The organism is Veillonella parvula (genome assembly GCF_036456085.1).
Taxonomy (GTDB): Bacteria; Bacillota; Negativicutes; order Veillonellales; family Veillonellaceae; genus Veillonella; species Veillonella parvula_E.
In genome coordinates this window covers 1,196,793-1,220,275 of record NZ_CP138632.1, presented here as the reverse complement: position 1 = coordinate 1,220,275, position 23,483 = coordinate 1,196,793, and the positions used below count along the sequence as shown (strand labels likewise).

At 40.5% G+C, this 23,483-nt stretch carries 24 protein-coding genes and 3 tRNA genes; 20 read left to right on the top strand and 7 right to left on the bottom strand.

From position 1 onward, the window contains the following. Positions 1 to 76: 76 nt before the first annotated feature. From PK1910_RS05875 to ispE, 3 genes are all read right to left on the bottom strand, one after another. Entirely contained in the window at positions 77 to 1,537 is a 1,461-nt protein-coding gene (locus PK1910_RS05875) for an alanine/glycine:cation symporter family protein (RefSeq protein ID WP_058948103.1), read from the bottom strand. A 139-nt stretch (positions 1,538 to 1,676) separates the two neighbouring features. Next, complete coding sequence (locus tag PK1910_RS05870) at positions 1,677 to 2,369, bottom strand: GntR family transcriptional regulator (protein WP_058948102.1); 693 nt, start codon at positions 2,367 to 2,369, stop codon at positions 1,677 to 1,679. Then, on the bottom strand, positions 2,366 to 3,262 hold the full coding sequence (gene ispE / locus PK1910_RS05865) for a 4-(cytidine 5'-diphospho)-2-C-methyl-D-erythritol kinase (RefSeq protein ID WP_058948101.1): 897 nt from the start codon (positions 3,260 to 3,262) through the stop codon (positions 2,366 to 2,368). Before ispE ends, PK1910_RS05870 begins: the two co-directional genes overlap by 4 nt. Before the next feature lie 205 nt (positions 3,263 to 3,467). Between ispE and PK1910_RS05860 the strand changes: the two genes are divergently transcribed. The 16 genes from PK1910_RS05860 to atpC all read left to right on the top strand — a co-directional run bounded on the left by PK1910_RS05860 (position 3,468) and on the right by atpC (position 17,427). Then, on the top strand, positions 3,468 to 4,418 hold the full coding sequence (locus PK1910_RS05860; RefSeq protein ID WP_024061087.1) for a YitT family protein: 951 nt from the start codon (positions 3,468 to 3,470) through the stop codon (positions 4,416 to 4,418). Between the two features lie 165 nt (positions 4,419 to 4,583). Continuing rightward, positions 4,584 to 6,221 (top strand): phosphoglucomutase, encoded by a 1,638-nt coding sequence (locus PK1910_RS05855; RefSeq protein WP_072210697.1) that lies wholly within the window; start codon positions 4,584 to 4,586, stop codon positions 6,219 to 6,221. Positions 6,222 to 6,355: 134 nt separating this feature from the next. Beyond that, positions 6,356 to 6,631 carry an ACT domain-containing protein gene (locus PK1910_RS05850; protein WP_004695058.1) on the top strand — a complete coding sequence of 92 codons (276 nt, stop codon included), beginning with the start codon at positions 6,356 to 6,358 and terminating at the stop codon, positions 6,629 to 6,631. Positions 6,632 to 6,640: 9 nt separating this feature from the next. Next, complete coding sequence (locus tag PK1910_RS05845; protein WP_004695059.1) at positions 6,641 to 7,999, top strand: PFL family protein; 1,359 nt, start codon at positions 6,641 to 6,643, stop codon at positions 7,997 to 7,999. Positions 8,000 to 8,033: 34 nt separating this feature from the next. Continuing rightward, positions 8,034 to 9,185: a glycosyltransferase family 4 protein gene (locus tag PK1910_RS05840; RefSeq protein ID WP_058948100.1), complete on the top strand. Its 1,152-nt coding sequence runs from the start codon at positions 8,034 to 8,036 to the stop codon at positions 9,183 to 9,185. 57 nt (positions 9,186 to 9,242) lie between these two features. Further along, on the top strand, positions 9,243 to 10,385 hold the full coding sequence (gene wecB, locus PK1910_RS05835; RefSeq protein ID WP_058948099.1) for a non-hydrolyzing UDP-N-acetylglucosamine 2-epimerase: 1,143 nt from the start codon (positions 9,243 to 9,245) through the stop codon (positions 10,383 to 10,385). A 1-nt stretch (position 10,386) separates the two neighbouring features. After that, complete coding sequence (locus PK1910_RS05830; RefSeq protein WP_012864790.1) at positions 10,387 to 10,581, top strand: AtpZ/AtpI family protein; 195 nt, start codon at positions 10,387 to 10,389, stop codon at positions 10,579 to 10,581. A gap of 142 nt (positions 10,582 to 10,723) precedes the next feature. Further along, complete coding sequence (locus tag PK1910_RS05825) at positions 10,724 to 10,960, top strand: hypothetical protein (RefSeq protein ID WP_077708634.1); 237 nt, start codon at positions 10,724 to 10,726, stop codon at positions 10,958 to 10,960. Positions 10,961 to 11,144: 184 nt separating this feature from the next. Continuing rightward, positions 11,145 to 11,837 (top strand): F0F1 ATP synthase subunit A, encoded by a 693-nt coding sequence (gene atpB, locus PK1910_RS05820; RefSeq protein WP_058948097.1) that lies wholly within the window; start codon positions 11,145 to 11,147, stop codon positions 11,835 to 11,837. 23 nt (positions 11,838 to 11,860) lie between these two features. Beyond that, on the top strand, positions 11,861 to 12,088 hold the full coding sequence (gene atpE, locus PK1910_RS05815; protein ID WP_004695064.1) for a F0F1 ATP synthase subunit C: 228 nt from the start codon (positions 11,861 to 11,863) through the stop codon (positions 12,086 to 12,088). 18 nt (positions 12,089 to 12,106) lie between these two features. Beyond that, positions 12,107 to 12,604: a F0F1 ATP synthase subunit B gene (gene atpF, locus PK1910_RS05810; protein ID WP_004697511.1), complete on the top strand. Its 498-nt coding sequence runs from the start codon at positions 12,107 to 12,109 to the stop codon at positions 12,602 to 12,604. Positions 12,605 to 12,608: 4 nt separating this feature from the next. After that, the gene (atpH, locus tag PK1910_RS05805; RefSeq protein WP_004697545.1) at positions 12,609 to 13,160 is read left to right on the top strand and encodes an ATP synthase F1 subunit delta; all 552 of its coding nucleotides are present in this window, start codon (positions 12,609 to 12,611) and stop codon (positions 13,158 to 13,160) included. A 16-nt stretch (positions 13,161 to 13,176) separates the two neighbouring features. Beyond that, on the top strand, positions 13,177 to 14,715 hold the full coding sequence (gene atpA / locus PK1910_RS05800; protein ID WP_004697546.1) for a F0F1 ATP synthase subunit alpha: 1,539 nt from the start codon (positions 13,177 to 13,179) through the stop codon (positions 14,713 to 14,715). Positions 14,716 to 14,718: 3 nt separating this feature from the next. Further along, positions 14,719 to 15,573: an ATP synthase F1 subunit gamma gene (gene atpG, locus PK1910_RS05795; protein ID WP_004697537.1), complete on the top strand. Its 855-nt coding sequence runs from the start codon at positions 14,719 to 14,721 to the stop codon at positions 15,571 to 15,573. An 18-nt stretch (positions 15,574 to 15,591) separates the two neighbouring features. After that, positions 15,592 to 17,016: a F0F1 ATP synthase subunit beta gene (gene atpD / locus PK1910_RS05790; protein ID WP_004695069.1), complete on the top strand. Its 1,425-nt coding sequence runs from the start codon at positions 15,592 to 15,594 to the stop codon at positions 17,014 to 17,016. Positions 17,017 to 17,019: 3 nt separating this feature from the next. Next, complete coding sequence (gene atpC / locus PK1910_RS05785; RefSeq protein WP_024060190.1) at positions 17,020 to 17,427, top strand: ATP synthase F1 subunit epsilon; 408 nt, start codon at positions 17,020 to 17,022, stop codon at positions 17,425 to 17,427. Positions 17,428 to 17,474: 47 nt separating this feature from the next. Here the strand turns inward: atpC and PK1910_RS05780 are convergent, their stop codons facing one another. The 4 genes from PK1910_RS05780 to PK1910_RS05765 all read right to left on the bottom strand — a co-directional run bounded on the left by PK1910_RS05780 (position 17,475) and on the right by PK1910_RS05765 (position 18,727). Beyond that, positions 17,475 to 18,383 (bottom strand): hypothetical protein, encoded by a 909-nt coding sequence (locus tag PK1910_RS05780; RefSeq protein ID WP_058948096.1) that lies wholly within the window; start codon positions 18,381 to 18,383, stop codon positions 17,475 to 17,477. 109 nt (positions 18,384 to 18,492) lie between these two features. Beyond that, a tRNA-Val gene (locus tag PK1910_RS05775) sits at positions 18,493 to 18,568 on the bottom strand. A 4-nt stretch (positions 18,569 to 18,572) separates the two neighbouring features. Continuing rightward, positions 18,573 to 18,647, bottom strand: a tRNA-Glu gene (locus PK1910_RS05770). A gap of 4 nt (positions 18,648 to 18,651) precedes the next feature. Continuing rightward, positions 18,652 to 18,727, bottom strand: a tRNA-Asn gene (locus tag PK1910_RS05765). A 740-nt stretch (positions 18,728 to 19,467) separates the two neighbouring features. Here PK1910_RS05765 and PK1910_RS05760 point away from each other — a divergent pair. From PK1910_RS05760 to PK1910_RS05745, 4 genes are all read left to right on the top strand, one after another. Beyond that, entirely contained in the window at positions 19,468 to 20,310 is an 843-nt protein-coding gene (locus PK1910_RS05760; protein ID WP_004695072.1) for a fumarate hydratase, read from the top strand. Positions 20,311 to 20,329: 19 nt separating this feature from the next. After that, complete coding sequence (locus PK1910_RS05755) at positions 20,330 to 20,890, top strand: Fe-S-containing hydro-lyase (protein WP_004695073.1); 561 nt, start codon at positions 20,330 to 20,332, stop codon at positions 20,888 to 20,890. Positions 20,891 to 21,061: 171 nt separating this feature from the next. Beyond that, complete coding sequence (locus PK1910_RS05750; protein WP_058948095.1) at positions 21,062 to 21,613, top strand: TIGR01440 family protein; 552 nt, start codon at positions 21,062 to 21,064, stop codon at positions 21,611 to 21,613. Positions 21,614 to 21,622: 9 nt separating this feature from the next. Continuing rightward, on the top strand, positions 21,623 to 23,410 hold the full coding sequence (locus PK1910_RS05745; RefSeq protein WP_058948094.1) for an LPO_1073/Vpar_1526 family protein: 1,788 nt from the start codon (positions 21,623 to 21,625) through the stop codon (positions 23,408 to 23,410). Positions 23,411 to 23,483: the final 73 nt, after the last annotated feature.

Below are 23,483 nucleotides of genomic sequence, written 5' to 3'. Positions count from 1 at the left end.
CTAATAAACTATTTTAAAGATTATACGAAAAAGACTGGTGAAAGATACTTTCACCAGCCTCATACGTCGATATATTTTATTTTTCCACAGTATCTTCAATCGGAGTAGGAGGTACGGAGGAGTCTGTAGTTTGACCATCACCCCACCATACGATGCCGTACGTGTGGTTTAGAATAGAACGGTTAAATACTGGCGTTTCAATACCTGCCTTGCGTTGTTTAATATAGTCATCGAGGGCAAGACCTGCTGTGCGCCCCATACGTACGATGGAACTTACGTTAGTTAATACTAAGAAAGCCATGAATAAATCGGCTAGATTCCATACAAGATCTAGAGAGGCAATAGAGCCCACAAATGTCATAAGAATTACGCCAATACGGAACAAATGTAGGTAGAATCGTTTATTTGTTAAGTGGCTGATATTGATTTCACCGTAGTAATAGTTGCCAATTAAGGAACTAAAGGAGAACATAACGATGAAAATGGCTACGGCTGTAGGCGCCCAAGAACCAAGTTGTTGAGCTAGGTTATGTTGTACAAGAGCAATACCTGTTAGACCTGTAGTGCTGTAATCACCCACGATGAGTACGATGAAAGCAGAAGCTGTACAAATGATGAATGTATCAAGGAATACGCCGAATGCTTGTACAAGACCTTGTTCCACAGGGTGGTTAACAGCTGCCGTAGCGGCTGCGTTTGGAACAGAACCTTCACCGGCTTCGTTAGAGAAGAGCCCCCGTTTGATACCATTCATAACAGTAGCACCTAATAAGCCACCACCTGCTGCAACAGGCTCGAATGCGGAGGAGAAAATAGTATAGATTACATGTGGGAATTGGGTGATATTCATAATTACCACAAATAACGCAGTAGCAATGTATAGAATCGCCATGATAGGAACAATGATTTCAGATGCTTTTGCAACACGGTTGATACCACCGAATATGATAATACCAAGAAGGACTGCTACTACAGCGCCTGTATAGGACACATCAAGGTTGAATACCTGGAGAGATGCAGCCAATGTATTGGCTTGTACAGAATTGTAAATCCAACCATAGGTAATACTGATTAAAATAGCAAATAGAATAGATAATGCCTTGTTGTTTAGACCATACCGAATATAGTAAGCTGGTCCGCCATAGAAACCGCCCTTAGCAACAGGTTCTTTGTAGATTTGTGCTAATGTAGATTCGATGAAGCCAGTGGCAGCACCGATAAGTGCGATAACCCACATCCAGAAAATGGCACCAGGGCCACCAAGTACAACGGCAATAGCTATACCTGCGATATTACCAACACCTACACGAGATGCGGTACTAACACAGAATGCTTGGAATGAGGATACATGATTTTTTTCTGTAGAACTACCTGCGCCGTTAATTACGAGGCGAATCATTTCTTTAATCATGCGAATTTGTACAAAATTCGTTGTCATCGTAAAGAAGAGACCTGCGCCGATGAGAATAAAAATGATGAAATAACTCCATAAATAACCGTTTATGGTGGATATAGCATCATTGAGCATTGCTTCCATAAAAACTCCCTTTCTTATAAAAAATCCATATTTCATAATAATCAATGATATTGTATCAATTTCTATAGACTATGTAAAACAAAAATCCTTCACAAATAGGAAGGATTTTTGCTTTATATAGTATTTTGTAGGATATTTTTTATGCCTTAGTAAATTCTTGTGACTCTTCCATTCCTTGCAACAAGGTTTGTTCAGAATGTTCCATGTGAATTCGAGCTAGTTTACGAGCTTGTGTGGCATTGTGAGAGGCGATGGCTTCCACTAATTGACGATGTTCCTCCCAAGTTTTTCTAAGACGACCTGGTTGGTTCATAGAAAAACTACGGAAGCGATAGGTTTGCTCTCGCAAGTTGTGAACGATGTCTGCTAATCTTTCGTTACGAGATGCGCGGTAGAGGACTTCGTGGAATTCTACGTCCGCAGCGACGACGGATTCCATATTTTTGTTTTCCATATGATCGCCGATTTCTACAAGCATTCTCTCTAGAGTTTCGATTTCTTCTTCCGTAATCCGTTCTGCTGCAAGGCCGGCTGCAAGTTCTTCTAGGGCAGAGCGGATTTCAAATACTTGAGTGATATCCTTCAAAGAGATGTTGGCAACGTAGGTGCCGCGGCGAGGCACCATAACGACAAAGCCTTCTAGTTCTAGTTTACGTATGGCTTCACGAATGGGGGTACGACTTACGCCTAACTCTTCGGCAAGGGGAATTTCCATGAGGCGCTCCCCAGGTTTTAACACTCCATCTTGGATGGCTTGACGCAATGTTTCACTTACCACTTCTCTTAGTGGTTTATACGCATCAAGTCGTATAGGTTGTAACCGTTTTGTCATACTAAGTCCTCCTGTGTACATGTTTTAGTAATGAGTGACAGCCAATCATGACCAGCAGCTTTAATCTCTTCTTGTAACTGCAATGCTTCCATAGGCTTGTTAAGTAATACTACCATCGTAGGCCCGCTTCCTGTCATGATAGTTGGGTATCCACGACTAGTGAAAAAGTTCTTACATACCACTAATTCTTTGTGATCTGGGAATAATAATTCTTCGAAAGTATTAGCGCTACTAGTAAAAGCAGATTGTAAATCATTATTCTTAAGATGATTCAGAACGGTATCGATCGTTTTTGTGGTGGCTTTAGATTTACCGCTGAAGCGACCATAAGCAACTGCTGTAGAAATAGATACCTTTGGCTTTACTAGTAATAGCCAATGTGCTTCTGGCGATTGACTATAGGTTAACACTTCGCCACGACCTGTTCCGCGAGCTGTACCACCTTGTAGTAGGAACGGCACATCAGATCCTAGTGAGGCACCAATATTTAAAAGTTCCTCTTGTGTAAGACGTAAGTCCCAAAAGCGGTTGAGACCTAATAACATGGCTGCTGCGTCTGCACTACCGCCACCAAGACCCGCTTGAATAGGGACGCGTTTTAATAGGTGGATGGCGGCACCGGCTTTACAACCCGTATAGGTCTGTATGGCGCGTAACGCTTTGAGCGCGAGATTATCTTCTCCATAGCTTACGAGTTTTTGCATGTAGTCAGGCAATTCGGGAGCGCCACCAGAAAATACTACGGAATGATGTTTAGCGAAATAAATAGAATCACTAAGGCGAATCGATTGAAATATAGAATCGATGTCGTGGTATCCATCGTCACGCTTGCCTGTAATAGCAAGCCCAATATTAATTTTGCTGCAACCGAGTTGCTCAAAACTTTTACTCATAATAGCCTCGTTTGTAATGTACAAAATATATGCAGTTTATATGTTTATTTTATACTGTTATAAAGTGATTGAAAATAACCATTAAGTGGTTTATGATGATTTTGTATATACCTGTTGTTTGATTATTAAAAGCATTGTAAACAGCGTATGTTTTAATTAGTTCATTATAGAATATTTATAGTGAAATGGCAATTTGGAGGGAGCTATGTTCGCCAAGTATAAAGATGTTGTCTATCAATGTGTCATAGTTGCTATTGGTTGTGCAATTTTTGGTGCTGGTTTAGATGCCTTTGTACTACCTCACAAACTGGTTAGTACTGGTATTAGTGGGGTAGGGTTGATTTTGTATTATTTAACGGGATTATCCGTTGGTTCTTGGAACGTTATTTTGAACGTCCCTATATTTTGGGCTGCTTGGAAGTGGCTTGGTAAACGTGTAGTGCTTAATACCTTGTATGGTACGCTCATGTTATCGTGGATGATTGATCTGTTTAGTTTCTTGCAATATGACATGATTATTAAGGATCCACTACTCAGTTCTATGATGGCAGGTATCACAACTGGACTAGGGCTTGGTATCGTCTACCGTGTAGGTGGTAATACAGGGGGCCTTGATCCGATTGCACTTATCGTTCGCAAATATTATGGCCTTCAAATGGGGTCCATTAATAGCGCTATCAACTGTGCCATCCTCTTAGTTGCTGTCGGAGTTGTTGGACTTGAAGCGGTAGCTGTAACTCTTATCAGTGTGTATGTGTATACTATTATTACAAATAAGGTGGTAATCGGCTTTAATCAACGTAAAGTTGCTTTCATCATTACCTATCGTACCGATGAGGTATGTGAATGCATCATCAATAAGGTCGGTCGTGGCGCTACTATTATCAATGGCATTGGCGCTTATACACGTACGCCTAAGCAAATTGTGATGGTTGCAGTTAACTTGCTGCAGGTAAATAAATTGAAAGAGGTTATTCAAGAAGCGGACCCAAATGTGTTTATCTTGATTACTGATGCTCAAGAGGTTATCGGGCAAGGTTTTACTCAACCTATTGTTCCTGCGGAAATATCTAAACAGCTGAAATCACAAGATATAACTACCGAAGCGAACAATAATGTTGTAATAGATGAAAATAGTTGTAACAAATCAAAATAAAGAATTATGATAAAATCTCTGGCTGTTGTCATCTTATATTAATTATGTGTAAATATAATATTTTATGAATGATACATACATTTTGGAAATAATTTAATGTAATTGATAGAATATCAAGGTTGTAAAATAAGAGGGCTTGCCCTCAAGATAAGATTAGAGGTTTCTATGACTCACAAATTAGCAGGTACGCCTGTACAAGAACAAGATATTATCGATGTGCAAACCCTTGTGGATGCATATTTTGATAATGCTCCGGATATTACAGATCCGACACAACTCGTATCCTTTGGCACATCTGGCCATCGCGGTACATCTTTAAATGGTACTTTTACGGATTTACATGTGGCCGCTATTACACAGGCTATTTGTGATGGCCGTGGACAATTCGGCGCTACAGGTCCGATTTTTGTCGGTCAAGATACACATGCTTTATCTCAGCCAGCCCTTGTAACGGTTCTAGAGGTTCTTGCTGGCAATGGTGTAACGGCAATGGTTGATTCCGATATGGATTTTGTGCCGACACCATCTATATCTCGTGCCATTATTCGTTATAATGAAAGCCATGATGATAAAGCGGATGGTATCGTGATTACGCCATCTCATAATCCTCCAGATAACGGTGGCATCAAGTATAACGCTACTAATGGCGGCCCGGCGGATACTCTCGTTACAAAATGGATTGAAACCCGTGCTAATGAATATGTTCGTGCATATTGTGAATTAGAAGGGTTCAAACGTATTAGTATCGACAATATTGAACCTGATCAACAAGTTCCGTATGACTATAAAGGCCTGTACGTAGAAGAACTGTCTTCTATTATTAATATGGAGGCAATACAAAGTGCAAAACCTAAGGTCCTCGTTAATGCCCTCGGCGGTAGTGGACTAGGTTATTGGCGAGCTATTAAAGAGCGCTATAATCTCAACATGGATATTATCAATGATGAATATGATCCAACTTTTAGCTTTATGACGTATGACCATGATGGTAAGGTCCGCATGGATTGTTCCTCCGAATACGCTATGGCCGATGTTATCAAGCAAATTGGTAATTACGATTTGGCTGTTGGTAACGATCCCGATTATGATCGTTATGGTATTGTTAGTGCAGAAGGGCTTGCTTCACCAAATGCATTCCTCGTAGCCGCTGCCGATTATCTATTCACAACCCGTGGTTGGAAGGATAAAGGGGTAGGCAAAACGGTTGTTTGTACCACTATGATTGATAAGTGGGCATCCGTTAAAGAAATTCCTGTGTATGAAGTTCCGGTAGGCTTTAAATACTTTAGTTCCCTATTATTCGATGGGGAAATTGGCATTGGAGGCGAAGAATCTGCTGGTGCATCCTTCCTTAAAAAAGATGGTACCGTATGGACCACAGATAAAGATGGTATGATTATGGCTCTTTTAGCAATGGAGATGTACGCTGTAATGGGCGCAACTGTTGAGAGACTATATAACAATATTGTGGAAGGTTGTGGGGATCCACGATTTGGTCGTATTGATGCACCTTGTACAAAGGTGGCCAAGGCTAAGTTGAAACAATTAAATGCAAGCTCCATTACGGCTACCGAAGTAGATGGTAATGCGATTACTAATGTTCGCACTACTTCTCTGTATAAAGATATGCCTATCGATGGTGTTCGTGTGGAAACGGAAACAGGCTGGTTTGTAGCACGCCCATCTGGCACTGAAGATTTATATAAAATTTATGGTGAAAGCTATAAAGGTGACAAAGGTCTTATCGCATTGTTAACTGCTGGTGAAGAGATTGTGACAAGTGCTTTGTCTGACAAAGTATAACATATTGTTTTCACTAGAAAACTCATAAAGATTTCACTCATGAAAAATAATAAATGTGTTATAATATATTAATATAGTTTATTGAATGCCCTTTACTGGCTATATAGTTTGTAGTGCTTAGAGAAGGTGATGTTATGAAATTAGTTGTTACCGTTGTCGGCGTAGACCGCGTTGGTATCATTGCTGGGGTTAGTACCGTACTCGCTAACTACGGTGTAAATATTATGTCCATTAATCAGACCATCCTTGATGGTGTTTTCAATATGATTATGATGTGTGAAACCAAGTCTGAAGATATGAAAAATCTTACAGCTATCCAAGAGGCTTTGACGACTCAAGGTAAAGAACTAGGTGTTGAAATCCGTGCACAACATGCTGATATTTTCTTGAGCATGCACCGTGTAGGATAGGAGGCACTTATGTTATCTATCGACAATATTTTAGAAACGAATCAGATGATTCATGATAACAAGCTTGATGTGCGTACTATTACGATGGGAATTAGCTTGCTTGAATGTGCATCTAGTTCTGGTAAAGAGCTGTGTGACCGTATTTATGACCGTATTACAAAAGAGGCAGAACATCTTGTATCTACAGGGGAAGATATTGAGCGAGAATTCGGCATTCCTATTATCAATAAGCGTATTTCTGTAACACCCATTTCTCTAGTTGCAGGGGGGAGTGATTTAACATCTTATGTTCCTGTGGCGGAAGCTATGGATCGTGCTGCAAAAACTGTAGGTGTTAATTTTATTGGCGGCTTTTCTGCGCTTGTAACAAAGGGCGCCACTCGAGCTGACCGCATTTTGATTGACTCTATCCCTGAAGCGCTGGCAACTACGGATATCGTTTGTAGCTCTGTTGCTGTGGGCTCTACTAAAACTGGTATCAACATGGACGCAGTGCGAGACATGGGAATCATCGTTAAGAAAACTGCAGAGCTTACAAAGGATAATGATGCTCTTGGCTGCGCTAAGCTCGTAATTTTCTGTAATCCTGTAGAGGATAACCCGTTTATGGCGGGTGCTTTCTTCGGGGTAACAGAAGGGGATAGTGCTATTTCTGTAGGTGTATCTGGCCCGGGCGTTGTAAAACATGCGCTTGAATCCGTTCGAGGTCAATCCTTTGACGTTGTAGCAGAAACGATTAAACGTACTGCTTTTAAAATCACGCGCGTAGGTCAATTGGTAGCCCAAGAGGCATCTCGTCGTCTCGGTAAACCATTTGGTATTATTGATTTATCTTTGGCGCCAACGCCAGCTGTAGGTGACTCTGTAGCTCATGTTCTTGAAGAAATGGGCTTGTCCTCTTGTGGTTGTCATGGCACTACAGCGGCACTAGCATTACTTAATGATGCGGTGAAAAAAGGTGGTCTTATGGCTTCCTCTCACGTAGGTGGCCTTAGTGGTGCATTCATTCCTGTCTCGGAAGATGCAGGCATGATTGATGCTGTATCCTGTGGTAGTTTGACGCTTGATAAATTAGAGGCCATGACATGTGTTTGTTCTGTAGGGCTTGATATGATTGCTATTCCTGGAGACACTACTGCTGATACCATTTCTGCTATCATTGCAGATGAATCAGCAATTGGTATGATTAATAATAAGACAACTGCGGTTCGTGTAATTCCTGTACCTGGTAAGACTGTTGGAGAGGTTGTTGAATTTGGTGGATTATTAGGTTATGCTCCTATTATCGAAGTGAGTCCATATAGTGCAGCCGAGTTCATTGCCCGTGGTGGCAGAATTCCTGCTCCTATTCGTAGCTTAACGAACTAATCTGTTTTTACAACCTACTTGTTGGAGGTGTCTTATGAGTGAATATGTGCTCGATTATGTGTGGGCCTTTGCACTAGCGCTCATCATAACCTTTGCACTTACCCCATTGGTAAAACGCTTTGCCGTTGCTGTTGGGGCAATAGATAAGCCTGATGCTCGAAAGGTGCATCATGGTGCGATTCCACGACTTGGTGGATTAGCAATCTTTCTCGGTTATGTGGGATCGGTTCTTTTTAACGATTCCATTCCGCATGATCATAAATTGTTTGGGTTTGTCCTTGGTACAGTCATTTTGGTACTAGTTGGTATTTGGGACGACATTAAACAAATTGAGCCAAAAACTAAGTTAATGGGCCAAATTATAGCAGCCGCTATTTTGGTGGCTTATGATATTCGAGTAGATTTCATCAACCTTCCTTGGGGTGGTGTAGTATATCTCAAGTATTGGGCTATCCCATTGACTATTTTCTGGATAGTTGGTTTTACAAATATTGTAAACCTTATCGATGGCCTTGATGGCTTGGCTGCAGGTATTTCCTTTATCGCATGTATCGCTGTTTGTGCAATGACATTGCAACTTGGTCAAACTGATCTTGCTTGTATCTCTCTTGCTTTAGCAGGTGCGACTGTAGGTTTCTTGCGGTATAACTTCAATCCTGCAAAAATATTCATGGGTGATACGGGATCCATGTTATTAGGCTATACATTAGCGGCTATTTCCGTTATGGGCGCTGTGAAGACAGCTGCTATGATTGCTCTAGTGGTACCTGCCATTGTGTTAGGCTTGCCTATTTTGGACACCTTATTTGCCATTGTGCGCCGTAAGATCAGTGGACGTCCCATCTTTAAACCCGATAAAGGTCATGTTCACCATCGTTTATTGGCACAAGGATTAACACAAAAGCAAGCTGTATTGTTGATGTATGCAGTAACAGCTCTTTTCGGCGGTGTATCTGTTATCGTTGCAGAGGTTAATGCTTGGGTCGGAGCGACCTTGGTATTAGTAATTTTCTTGTGTAGTATTTATATTGCACGACGTCTTGGCGTTATCATGCATAGTGATGCGGCAGGGCATCCGTTACCACGTCCTACAATTGAACGCAGCGACTCGGATAATACCATATCCTTTGATCGCGATGAATTGGCTAAAGCCTTGGAGAATACTGATGATTCTCATAAGGAATAACCATCTGTGGGGCGCTTGGCGCCCCATTTTTTCTATCCTACTACGTTGGAGGCAATTATGTTAAAAGTTATGACAATCTTTGGTACAAGACCTGAGGCTATCAAGATGGCTCCTCTTGTAAAAGCATTACAAGCAGCACCAGATATGGAACCTATCGTAACCGTTACGGCACAGCATCGAGATATGCTCGATCAAGTACTAAACTTGTTTAATATTACCCCAGACTATGATTTAAACATTATGAGCCAAGGTCAAACACTATATGATGTAACTAATCGTGCTTTGATGGGCCTTAAAGATGTGTTAGAAGAAGCAAAACCTGATGTGGTACTCGTTCATGGTGATACTACAACTACCTTTGCTGGGGCATTGGCTTCTTTCTACCAAGAAATTCCTGTAGGTCACGTGGAAGCAGGACTACGGACAGGTGATATTTACTCTCCATTCCCTGAAGAGATGAATCGAAAATTGACGGGTTCGATCGCGACGTATCACTTTGCGCCTACTTCTAGTTCTGAAAGCAATTTAAAAAAAGAAAATATTAATACAGAACATCTTTATGTAACAGGGAATACTGTTATCGATGCTCTTGATACGACTGTACAAGACAACTATGTATTCGATGATGCAGCTATTAATGCTCTTGATCCTAAAAAACGTACGGTTCTTGTTACCACACATCGCCGAGAAAACTTAGGTGAACCTATGCGCCATGTATATCAAGCCATTCGAGATTTAATTAATGAATTTGAAGATATTCAAGTTGTTTTCCCTGTACATAAAAATCCTAAAGTTCGCCAAGTTGTACAAGAGGAACTTGGTTCTGTGGAGCGTGTTACATTAATTGACCCTCTTGACTATGAACCGTTTGCAAACTTGATGGCTAAATCTTACTTGATTTTGACTGATTCAGGTGGGATTCAAGAGGAAGCCCCAGCTCTTGGTAAGCCAGTTCTCGTATTGCGTGATACGACAGAACGTCCTGAAGCAGTAGAAGCAGGTACCGTTCGCCTTGTAGGTACTGATAAAGATGCGGTACATAAAGCCGCTTATGAATTATTGAGCAATGCTGAAGCGTATAAGTTGATGTCTAACTCTGTTAACCCATATGGTGATGGTAAAGCCTCTGAACGCATTATTCAAGCATTGCGACATGAGTTCTTAGGTGATGCGTGTCGTCCTGAACGTTTTGGTAAATAATATGGATAAGGATCTTGTGAAAGCCCTCGCCATGGCAACATCAGCGGGGGTCACACTGGTCTCCTGTATAGGAGGTTTTATTTGGCTAGGTTATAAATTGGATACTTGGCTTCAAACGGAACCACTCTGCATGGTCATATTTGGCCTAATAGGAGCTATAACAGGGTTTTATATGTTGTATAAACAAGTTAAGTAGTGAGGTATGTATGAATCAATATATAAAATTCATAGTGCGCGTGCTGCTGACTTGTTTTTTTATTGCTTTTTTGGGCAGTATAATACAAGTTTTATGTGGCTTAGAACAGTATCTATGGGGATGGCTTTGGGGTATCTTTATAATGGTTCTCTACTTACTTAGCCTAGCTTTGCATGGACAATCTATTGTGTCAGGAGATCCTTATAAAGCCGTACGTAAATCTCGTAGACAGATGATTTGGCGCCTTATGTTAGTAGGTTCTTTAGTGGTCTTAGGGCTGAAAATTCCGGGTGTAGAGGCTGTTAGCATGTTTATAGGTATCGCGCTTATTCAGCCTGCATTATATGCTATGTACTGGTGGCTTAGTCGCCAGTTTTAGTTCTAGAATGACCTAAAACAGGAACAACAAAGGTATTCCAATTATGCATTGTATACATTATATTTATGATTAATTGGAATTGTTTACCCTTCAAGTGTTGATTATATATCTATAACGATGTATGATGATACATATATATATTATATTTATATTGTCATAAATATATTAGGTTTTTATTATATCTATGAAAGGGGTTGAGAACGTGACATTACATGCGGGACACCATGAGGTCGTGCAGTGGTTGGGGTTGACATTTAATATGGATACTTTAATTGCTACATGGGTTACTATGGCTATTGTAATACTGATAACAGTATTAGCCACCCGGGGACGTAAATTGGTGCCTGTAGGCTTGCAGAATATAGTGGAATCTATATTAGAAGGCTTAGAGGGGCAATTAGCTCCGAATTTGGGTCGCCATTGGCCGATGGTGAGTTCCTTGTTATTTACGTTTTTCTTATTTATTTTTGTAGGAAATGAGTTAGGCTTAATGCCAACATTCAAGGCTTTAACATCACCAACATCCGATATTAACACTACAATTGCATTAGCTTTATGTAGTACATTAGTGGTATGGGTTATGGGGGTTAAAGTTAAAGGCTTATCTTATTTTAAGCATTTTGTACGACCTTATAAGGCTTTGTTAATACTCAATATTTTCGAGGAAATTGCTAGACCTGTTACACTTGCTTTCCGTCTATTCGGTAACATTGTGGCAGGTGAAATTTTGTTAGAAGTATTATATAACTTGCCTTGGTTTGTGCCGGTACCATGGGTTTGGATTGCTTTTAGTCTATTTATTGGTATTATTCAAGCCTTTATTTTTACCGTTCTTACTGCATCCTATTTGGGGATGGGGCTTAGTGAGGAACATTAATTAATTTATATGGAGGATATATTATGGAAGCTCAAGGTTTATTCGCGTTAGCAGCGGCAATTGCAGTAGGTTGTGGTGCTATTGGTGCAGGTATCGGTGATGGTCTTGTATCTAGCAAAGTTATTGAAGGTATTACACGCCAACCTGAATTGCGCGGTCAATTGATGTCTACTATGTTCGTAGCGATTGGTTTGATCGAAGCGATGCCTATCATCGGTGTAGTAGTAGCATTTATTTTGTTATTCAGATAATAACGAGGAGGAATAACCTTGGTTGACTTAAGCCTTGGAACGATTCTTGCTCAAATGTTGAACTTTTTTATATTAGTTTGGCTATTGGCTCGTTTTGCATATAAACCATTATTGGCTATAATGACAGAACGTAAAGAACGAATTGCTAAAGACTTAGAAGCTGCAGAACAAGCTCGCGCAGAAGCAGAGGGGTTTAAAGCTGATTATGCAGCTCAAATTGCTAATGCTCGTATAGAGGCACAACAAATTGTTGAAAAAGCAGTTCAAGAAGCAGAAAATACAACACGTGAACAATTGTCAACAGCACGCGAGCAAATTGAACAAGAAAAAAATCGTGCTCGCCAAGATATCGCTATTGAACGCGATCGTGCTATGAACAGCTTGCGTAACGAAGTGGTATCTTTATCTGTAGCTATGGCTGGTAAAGTTGTTGCTAAAGATATGAACAGCGAAACTAATACAAAATTGATCGAAGACGCTATTCGTCAACTTGATAGTAAAACGATAGGGTTGTGATACGATGAGCATAGAAATTGTAGCAGATAAATACAGTTCAGCTATGTTTGAATTAGCTCAAGAACAAAATATTTTGGAACTCATGGAGGAGCAATTAGGTTATGTAGCGTCCGTTATGGCGGAACAGCCTGAACTTCGTTCATTCCTTGAAAATCCAATCGTTACAGAAGATGCAAAGATTAAGTTAGTTGGTTCTATCTTTGAATCTAGTATCGACAAAGTTGCTTTACATTTTATCTATGTGATGATTAAACGTGGGCGCCATCGTTATATTGCGCAGGCTATTGCAGCGTTTATTCAAAAATCACGAGAAGCTCGTGGTATTTTGGAAGCTACTGTAACTGTAGCAGAACCAATCACAGCTGAGGTAGAAGCATCTGTACAAGCTAAATTACGAGAAGTAACAGGGAAAGATGTTATTTTATCTGTGCGCCAAGATCCATCAATTATGGGTGGTATCGTTATCCAAGTAGGAGATAAACGCATTGATGGTTCTGTATCTCGTCGTTTAGAGGAATTAGAAAAATCTTTATTAAGAACGAACTCTATTAGATAGGGGTGAATGGGTATATATGAAAATGAAGCCTGAAGAAATCACTGCTATAATCAAACAGCAGATTCAGGACTATGATGTTGACCTCAATGTCGATGACGTGGGTACTGTTCTCGACGTAGGGGATGGCATCGCCCATATTTATGGTCTTGAAAGAGCCATGGCCGGTGAGTTGCTAGAATTACCACACGGCGTATATGGCTTGGTTTTGAACTTAGAATTAGATAATGTTGGTGCCGTACTATTAGGTGATGACTTCTTGATTAAAGAAGGAGACCAAGTGCGTCGTACTGGCAAAATTATGGACGTTCCTGCTGGAGATGCCTTGATTGGTCGTGTAGTAAATCCTCTTGGTCAACCTCTTGATGGCAAGGGTGCTATTCAAGCTACAGAACGTCGTCCTATCGAACATCCAGCACCTGGTATTGCGGATCGTCAATCCGTAAATGAACCATTGCAAACAGGTCTTAAAGCGATTGATGCGATGGTACCAATCGGCCGTGGTCAACGTGAGCTTATCATCGGTGACCGTGGTACAGGTAAAACTGCGATTGCCTTAGATACTATTTTGAACCAAAAAGGCAAAGATGTTATTTGTATTTATGTAGCTATTGGTCAAAAAGAATCTACGGTTGCTCGCGTAGTGCAAAAGCTTGAAGAAGCAGGCGCTATGGAATATACAATCGTAGTTTCTGCGAGTGCTTCCACAGGTGCACCTCTTCAATACATTGCACCATATGCTGGTGTTGCCATGGGTGAATACTTTATGTACCAAGGTAAACACGTATTATGCGTATATGATGACTTAACAAAACAAGCGGCTGCATATCGTGCTATGTCCCTATTATTGCGCCGTCCACCAGGGCGTGAAGCATATCCAGGTGACGTATTCTACTTACACAGTCGTCTATTAGAGCGGGCTGCGAAACTTTCATCTGAACTTGGTGGAGGTTCTATTACAGCGTTGCCAATCATTGAAACACAAGCAGGTGACGTATCTGCATACATTCCAACAAACGTAATTTCCATTACTGATGGTCAAATTTTCTTGGGAACAGATATGTTCTATTCTGGTATTCGTCCAGCTGTTGACGTAGGTTTGTCCGTATCCCGTGTAGGTGGTAGCGCACAAACTAAAGCGATGAAGCAAGTGGCGGGCCAATTGCGTTTGGACCTTGCTCAATATCGTGAGTTGGCTGCTTTCGCTCAGTTTGGTTCCGACCTTGATGCGGCTACACGCGCTCAACTTGATCGTGGTGAACGCTTAACTGAAATGTTAAAACAAGGTCAATATGAGCCTATGAGTGTAGCGGAAATGGTTATCAACCTTTACGCTGGTACTAAAGGGTACTTAGCAGATATTCAAGTGGCAGATGTATTGTCCTTTGAAGCTGAACTTTTACGTTATGTAAAAGCAAATTACCCTGAAATCATCACTAACATTGAAACGTCTAAGAAAATTGACGAAGAAACTGAAAATCTATTGAAGCAAGCAATCCCAGAATGTGTTGAAGCATTTGGCTCTACACATACATTAGTGTCTCGTAAGGAGGCGTAATGTATGGCTAGTGCACAAGATTTGCGAAAACGCATAAAAAGTGTTACCAATACGCAACAAATTACAAAAGCGATGAAGATGGTAGCTTCTGCTCGTCTTCGTAGGGCACAAACAAAAGCGGAAGCTACTCGTCCTTACGCAGAAAAGATAGGGCAAATCTTGCGTCATATGTCTAATAGTGATTTAGAAGGCTTTGAAAGTCCTCTCTTAGATGTGCGACCTGTAGAGCGCACTTGCTATATTGTAGTAGGTGCAGATAAAGGTCTTGCAGGGGCATTTTCGTCTAATGTGTTGAAATTTGCTATGGAACAATTACATGGTAAATCTCCTGATACATACCGTGTTATCACGGCAGGCAGAAAGCCTAGAGATAGCATGAAATCTAGAGGTATTCGCATCGATAAGTCTTATGCGGGCTTTTCTGATAAACCGTCCTATGAACATGCGCGTGCCATCATGCATGAAGCACTTTCACTATATGAACGTCATGAAGTAGACGAAGTCATCATGATCTATACACGTTTTGTAAATTCTATGACGCAAATTGCACAGGCTGAGCGCTTGTTGCCAATAGAGCAACCACAAGATGAGGTAAAAGGCGAAGAGTATGATTTTATGCCGTCCGCTGTATCCGTCTTGGAGGCGTTGCTGCCAAAATACTTAGAAATTACAGTTTATAATGGATTGTTGCAATCTGCAGCTAGTGAATTGGGTGCTCGTATGACGGCCATGACATCGGCTACAGATAATGCAGGGGAACTCATTGAGTCCTTAGGCCTTGAATATAACAAGTTGCGTCAATCTAGCATTACAAACGAAATTTCTGAAATCGTTGGTGGCGCTAATGCCTTGCAATAGATAAGGAGACATCTGTCGATGAGTAATAATATTGGTAAAGTTGTGCAGGTCATCGGCCCAGTTGTAGACGTGCGCTTTGATGCTGGTCATTTACCAGCTATCTACAACGCCATCCACATCTACCATGACCACAAGGCACACGATAGACAAAAAATCGTAGTAGAGGTTATGCAACACTTAGGCGACGATACAGTTCGTTGCGTTGCCATGAGTTCTACTGACGGTATGACACGTAATATGGAAGCGGAAGATACTGGTGCTCCAATTTCCGTTCCTGTAGGGGAAGGTGTATTGGGTCGCATCTTTAACGTACTTGGTGAAACTGTAGACCATGATCCAGCACCTGTGGTGGCTGATGAAAAATGGCCTATTCACCGTCCGGCACCTAAATTTGATGACCTTTCTCCAGATACACAAATCTTGGAAACAGGTATTAAGGTCGTTGACCTTATCGCTCCATATGTAAAAGGTGGTAAGATTGGTCTCTTCGGTGGTGCCGGTGTAGGTAAAACCGTATTGATCATGGAATTGATTCACAATGTTGCTACAGAGCACGGCGGTTATTCCGTATTCTCTGGCGTAGGCGAACGTACTCGTGAAGGTAACGACTTGTGGAACGAAATGAAAGAGTCCGGCGTTATCAACAAAACAGCTCTCGTATATGGACAAATGAATGAGCCACCAGGGGCTCGTATGCGCGTAGGTCTTACAGGCCTTACAATGGCTGAATACTTCCGTGATGTGAAAAAACAAGACGTGCTCTTGTTCATTGATAACATCTTCCGCTTTATCCAAGCGGGTTCCGAAGTATCCGCCCTCTTAGGTCGTATGCCATCTGCCGTAGGTTATCAACCTACATTGGCTAATGACGTAGGGGCATTGCAAGAACGTATTACATCTACAAAAGAAGGTTCTATTACCTCCGTACAAGCTGTATACGTACCTGCCGATGACTTGACTGACCCTGCTCCAGCAGCGACATTCGCTCACTTGGATGCGACAACAGTATTGTCTCGTTCCATTGCGGAACTTGGTATCTATCCGGCGGTGGATCCTCTGGACTCTACAAGCCGTATTTTGGACCCACATGTACTTGGTGAAGAGCACTACGCAGTAGCTCGTGGAGTACAAGAAGTATTGCAAAAATATCGCGATCTTCAAGATATTATCGCAATCCTCGGTATGGAAGAATTGTCTGACGAAGATAAACTCACTGTATCTCGCGCTCGTAAGATTCAACGTTTCTTGAGTCAACCATTCTTCGTAGCAGAAGTATTTACCGGTTCTCCTGGTAAATATGTGCCATTGTCCGAAACATTGAGAGGCTTCAGAGAAATCTTGGATGGTAAACATGATGAATTGCCAGAAGGTGCATTCTACATGGTTGGTACCATAGATGAAGCCGTTCAAAAAGCAAAGGAAATGCAAGAGAAGGGGGAATAATCCATGGCGGAACCTATGACCCTACAGATAATTACACCTGATGCGATTGTATTCGAAGGCAAATCTACATTCTTTGTAGGTAAAGCTATCGATGGTGCTTTTGGTATTTTGCCAAACCATGCACCTATGATTATCGCATTAGACTTGGCACCTTTACGCATTGATCAACCAGATGGAACATCTCGTGAATATGCTGTATTTGGGGGCTTCTGTGAAATTGAACATAATAAGGTGAGTATTGTAACCCCTGACTGTCAAGATCCAACATCCATTGATGTGGAACGTGCTCGTCGAGCTAAAGAGCGTGCTGAAGGTCGGTTATCAAATCCTACACCTGATATTGATGTAGAAAGAGCGGAAGCAGCATTGCAACGTGCCTTATTGCGCTTGCATGTTACAAAAATGTTATAAGAAAAAGGCTAGCCAGCTGGCTAGCCTTTTTATCTTTCTAATTTTGATTATAAAACGCTCACACCTTTTAAGGAGTACGCAGTATTCTTAGGTTGTTCTACTTGAAAATCTAGTACAACAGGTGCCTCAGAATTGATACCAGGTGCTTGGTAACGGTCACGGTCTGTTGGAATTCGTTTATATGGTAATTTATCAAGTAATATAGTCATAACTTTGTTCCAAACTGATTTATGTGTTGGCATAGTCAAAGAGTCATCAGTTTGGTTGAAGCCCGTACGAACAGTATGGATTATCTTATCGTTTACATCATAATAGTATAAAAGGGCATTAACCTTTGCGGCGATATAAATTTCATGATTATCCTTATTATACGGATCTGGGCTATTAATAGTATTAACTTGTACATATACGTCTTGTAATGGTACAGGCATAATAACGATTTCAGAATTTTGGGCCTCTGCAATTTGAGCAAGATCAGCGGCTTTAATTTCTGCAGTTGGTGTGTTAGTACTTACGATGGTTGTATTATAGTAAGGATATTTAAGTGTATTTGATAAGCGATCTGTCATGTAGCGACCAAATTGAGCTGTGTTTTCATTGCGCAAATTTGCTGGTACAACAATAGTAACTTTACGGCTCGGAAAGTTTTCTAAGTGTCCATCATGACTTGTACTAGAAGTATTAATTGTGGCTTTTTCTGGAGCTCCAGAAATCGGTGTAGATGTTGGTGTTGCAGCCACTTTTATGACAGGCTCCATATTCGTTTCAGGGGCTAATGTAGGAGCTTCATTACTTGTGCTACTTTGTATAGTGCTAAGAGCTACAGGTTGTGTTGTATTTGGTGTTAACTGACTCAAATCGATCATAGCGGCACTGGCTGTTGTAAATGCAGTTGTGAGTAGTACAGCAAGTACTGTAAGTAGTGGACGTTTATAGAGTCCGAAGTTATGTAACATAATTCCTCCTCTTAATAAAACTCTTTTAAAATTACAAATTATACAATTTATATTATTATATCATATATACAAAAAAAAGAAGCAAGCTTAATAGCTTGCTTCTTTAGTCTGGTGGACGATGACAGGATCGAACTGCCGACATCCTGCTTGTAAGGCAGGCGCTCTCCCAGCTGAGCTAATCGTCCATGGTGGTGACCCGTCCGGGAATCGAACCCGGGATACCGCCGTGAAAGGGCGGTGTCTTAACCGCTTGACCAACGGGCCAAAATGGCTCCTCGAGTAGGACTCGAACCTACGACCGATCGGTTAACAGCCGATTGCTCTACCGACTGAGCTATCGAGGAATGGTACGATTGTTATTATATGTTAGTTTAATTATAAAAGCAAGCATTTTTTTTAGAACACTATAAAATAGATATTGTCAATTATGACTAAAAGACATAACTTTATAAATAAAATTAGTTATCAATAATTTTGATGAGAGAGTCATTAAAATTAATAAAATCTATAGAGCTTATTAACTATAGATATTTACTGCGTTCTAAGGTGATTGTATGGCTCTAAATGAATGGGAGTTAGCAATATAAGTATATTGAAGATAATCGGTATACATATGCATTATAGAAAAGTTTAAAAGATTTAGTTGAAAAGTAGTATCAGTTAAGATGAAAGTGTATTTATCTTATTAGATATAGTCTATGTTTGTGGTTCATTTTAAACCAAATTTATATATAAGAAAGTAGGTAAAAATATAAGATATTAAAATCTTATTGATATGTGATAGACTATGACTTTTATCACAGAATGGGGCTTTTTTAGTGACTGGAGAATAAAGTCTATGTAGGCTATTGAAAAACCGAAATATATACAAAAATATTCATGAAAACAATTCTCAAAAACTGGAAAAGCATTGAGAAAACTGTATAGGTGAGACGTTGAATCCCCTTATATTGTGTGCTACGATTTATGTATAGAGTTAATCTCATCGGTTTGAGATAGATATTCTTTCATATGTTTGAGAATTTTATTTTATCTCATCGGTATTAGAATTAATATTCAACTATTTTCCTGAGGAGGGATTATCTTGCGCGAGATTCAAGTATCTGAAATCACAAAAACAGTCCGTCAAATGTGTATGGACGCAGCTTACCACTTGCCAAAAGACATCTATGAAGGTTTGAAAAAAGGCCGTGAAACAGAAGAGTCTTCGGTAGGTCGTATCGTTCTTGATCAAATTATTAAAAATGCAGAAATTGCCGATGCTGAAGATCGTCCATACTGCCAAGATACTGGTATGACTATGGTATTCTTAAAAGTTGGTCAAGATGTTCATTTCGTTGGTGGTGATCTTACAGAAGCTATCAATGCTGGTGTTGCAGCTGGTTATGTTGAAGGTTATCTTCGTAAATCCGTTGTAGCTGAACCATTGTTCAACCGTAAAAATACACAAAATAACACACCTGCAATCATCTACACTGAAATCGTTCCTGGCGATAAAGTAGATATTCAAGTAGAATTAAAAGGTTTCGGTTCTGAAAATAAATCCGATGTAGCTATGCTCGTACCTGCTGATGGTGTGGAAGGCGTTAAAAATGCAGTCCTTGAAATCGTAAAACATGCAGGCCCTAACCCATGCCCTCCAATCGTACTCGGCATTGGTATTGGCGGTACTATGGACCAAGCAGCTGTTATGTCCAAAAAAGCGTTGCTTCGTGACATTAGTGTACCTCATAAAGATGCAGACTATGCAAAATTAGAAGAAGAAATCATGGAAATGGTTAACAAAACTGGTATTGGACCACAATTGGGTGGCACTACAACTTGTATCGGTGTAAACATCGAATGGGGTGCAACTCACATCGCAGGTCTTCCTGTTGCAGTTACTATTATGTGCCATGCTGCTCGTCATGCTCACGTAGTACTTTAATCGATAGGAGGTAAATACAATGGCTGAATCAATTCGCATTAATACTGAAGAATATAATGAAGAGTTTTCCCGCAAATTAAAAGTTGGTGATAGTGTTCTTATTACTGGTAAAATTTACTCCGCTCGTGACGCTGCTCATAAAGTTATGACTGAAGCTTTAGCGCGTGGTGAAAAATTGCCAATCGACTGGACAAATAAGTTTGTTTATTATCTTGGACCAACACCTGCAAAACCTGGTGATCCAATTGGTTCCGCTGGTCCTACAACTTCCGGTCGTATGGATGCTTATACACCAACAATGCTTGATCAAGGTATCAAAGGCATGATTGGTAAAGGTTCCCGTAAACCAGAAGTAGTTGAATCCATGAAGAAAAATGGTTGCACATACTTCGCAGCAGTTGGTGGCGCGGCAGCATTGATTGCAAAATCCATCAAAAAATATGAAGTACTTGCTTATGGTGAACTTGGACCAGAAGCTTTGGCTGAATTGACTGTTGAAGATTTCCCTTGCATCGTAGTTGGCGATACTGAAGGTAATAACTTCTACGAATTAGGCCAAAAACCTTACAGAAAAATCTAATATCACCATTGAGTGATTGAAAGAGGCTTGCTAAAGCAAGCCTCTTTTTGTTGTTAAGCCATAATCATAAAATGTTCATCCGTTACGTGTAGAGTTTAGTCTACCGATTCTGTCGGTTTTATGATAATATACATATAGATTTTATACATTCAATTTGAGTGAGGCGATAACATGACTTCTGTAGAAACTATTCGTCAGTCAACTCGCAACGCGATGGCTGAATTACTTGATTTAGCAAAGGTTCGCGAAGGTCAATTATTCGTTGTTGGCTGTTCCACTAGCGAAATTGTAGGTAAAAAAATCGGCACTGACTCTCACCTTGATGTGGCTCAGGTCGTATTTGATGAAATATACAATGCTGTTAAGGCTAAAGGACTTAACTTGGCGATTCAATGTTGTGAACATATTAATCGTGCACTTGTTATGGAACGTAGCGCTATGACATGGGAGGAGGAAGTTAATGTTGTTCCTCAACGTCATGCGGGTGGTGCCCTGGCTGTGATGGCGTACGAACATTTTGATGATCCTGTGATGGTTGAATTTATTCAAGCTGATGTAGGCATCGATATTGGAGATACTTTCATTGGTATGCACATGAAACACGTTGCAGTGCCTGTACGTCTTTGTGTGAAAGAAATTGGGAAAGCACATGTGACCGCTTGTCGTGTTCGTCCGAAGAGCATTGGCGGTGAGCGTGCTGCATATAATGAAGCATTGATGTAGGGGGATAGTATGTCAAACCTAATACCGTATTTTGTATTAGCCGTCGTGGCATTGGGATTCTTTGCTGTTTGCTATGCTGTTTTTAGCGGTGGTGATGGTGAAAGTAAGGCAAAAGAAAAATCCTATAAAAACATAAGTAATAAAAATAATCTTAAAGAGCATCATGATGTTATATTTGCAACGGAGTCGCAAGAGGGCAATGTAACAATCACACATACGAGTGGGACTAATGTATATACTGCATCAATTCCGGATACAGTTGAAACGGTGGTCGGTGAAGAGCGAGAACCGGCTGAATCTCTGGTTGATCCTATAGATACCTCTTATAATAGAAGAAGTACTCTAAAGTCTAATTCAAGTCATGTTTCAGAGGGAGAATATGCGTTAGCATTAGGTTCGGATAATGGAACACCAATAGGTTCGGATAATGGAACACCAATAGGTTCGGATAATGGCACACCAATAGGGGATGAAACCATTGTGATGACAGCCGTATCAGATCTTAATCAAGCTAATCAAGCTAATCAAGGTGTTACTCCGTTGGTGGATAAAACTATTGTCCTCGATGTTGTTACAGATGAACTTCTCAATAACGCAAACTCTGTTGAAGATACAATTGCTATGGGTGAATCTGTGGAAGCCTTTGAAGCTTATGAAGCGGGTAGCATAGATGCTACGCAGATGATAGGTGGTGCGAACGAAATACAAACCGCGGAAGGCCCATCGGTATTAGATGAAACGCGTTTGTTTGATGCTTCTGAAATTGAAGCACAATTGGCGGCAACAAGTTTAACTGAAGAGGAGGAACCGCATGGTCAATGGGCAAAAGCGGCGCATGAGGATAAATGCGTTGAGTTGGCTATAGCACCATTTGTTCATTCCTTTGGGGTGTTACATGGTGATACGCAACACTATGTAGAATCTATTACAAGAGATGCTTTAGCAGCTCTCAATATTACAAAAATTGTTGAAGTGAATGCATTACTAGAGAATATTGTTATTCAAGAAGCGTTGATGAGTATGCAAAAGGCATATGCCGCTACAAATACAGAGTGGATGAAGTCCGCTGCGTTAGGTGCTTTTCTAGATGTGGTTCAATCTCCTAAATCTAGTACGCCATACCTCGTAGCTTTTGATGCATTACGTGTATTACCTCATTTAACTTTAGGTCACTTCCAAGTTATGGCCTTAACATTATTGTTACAATATTCTAGAAACTCTAATAACTATGGATTGATTCATTTCCAACATTATGTGGAAAAATATATTGAGCCATTCATCTCTGATTTGCCTCGAAATGATTCCTTCTATCGCCAGCTAGACTATTTACGCTGTACACAAGAAGAACAAGAGCCTATCACTTTATGCCAAGTGTTGTCTAATTCATATCCGTTTGTATTTAACTATCGTGGTTTTTCTAAGGAAGAACTCTTCCGTGCTACAGATGGTCATGGTGTAGATCCACGTTATGTGGTGCGTAGCTTGAATTCCAATCTTTATAAATTAGCCTTGGTAGATGAGTCTTTGGCACCACAATTCTTTAGACAAACACGAATTTCTAATGCGATGGTTCAACGTGATCTTTTAGCTCTGATGAAGAGCAAACCTACTGCTTTCAGGGGCCAAGAGGCGCGTGATATTATGGATGATATTTCACCGGTTCTATTGGATTTAGCTGATGTCTTTGATAGCACGCCAATGTCTAAAATTAGCTTAACATTGTTAGGCCTTTACTTAGGCCGTGCTCATGTGAAAGCAACCATTGGTGAAGAATTTGATTTGTCTCATTGGTTCTGATGTATAATTTTAAGTACTATATAGTTTGAAAAATTATATAATATAGTTATTAATATGGGTATATACTTAAAAC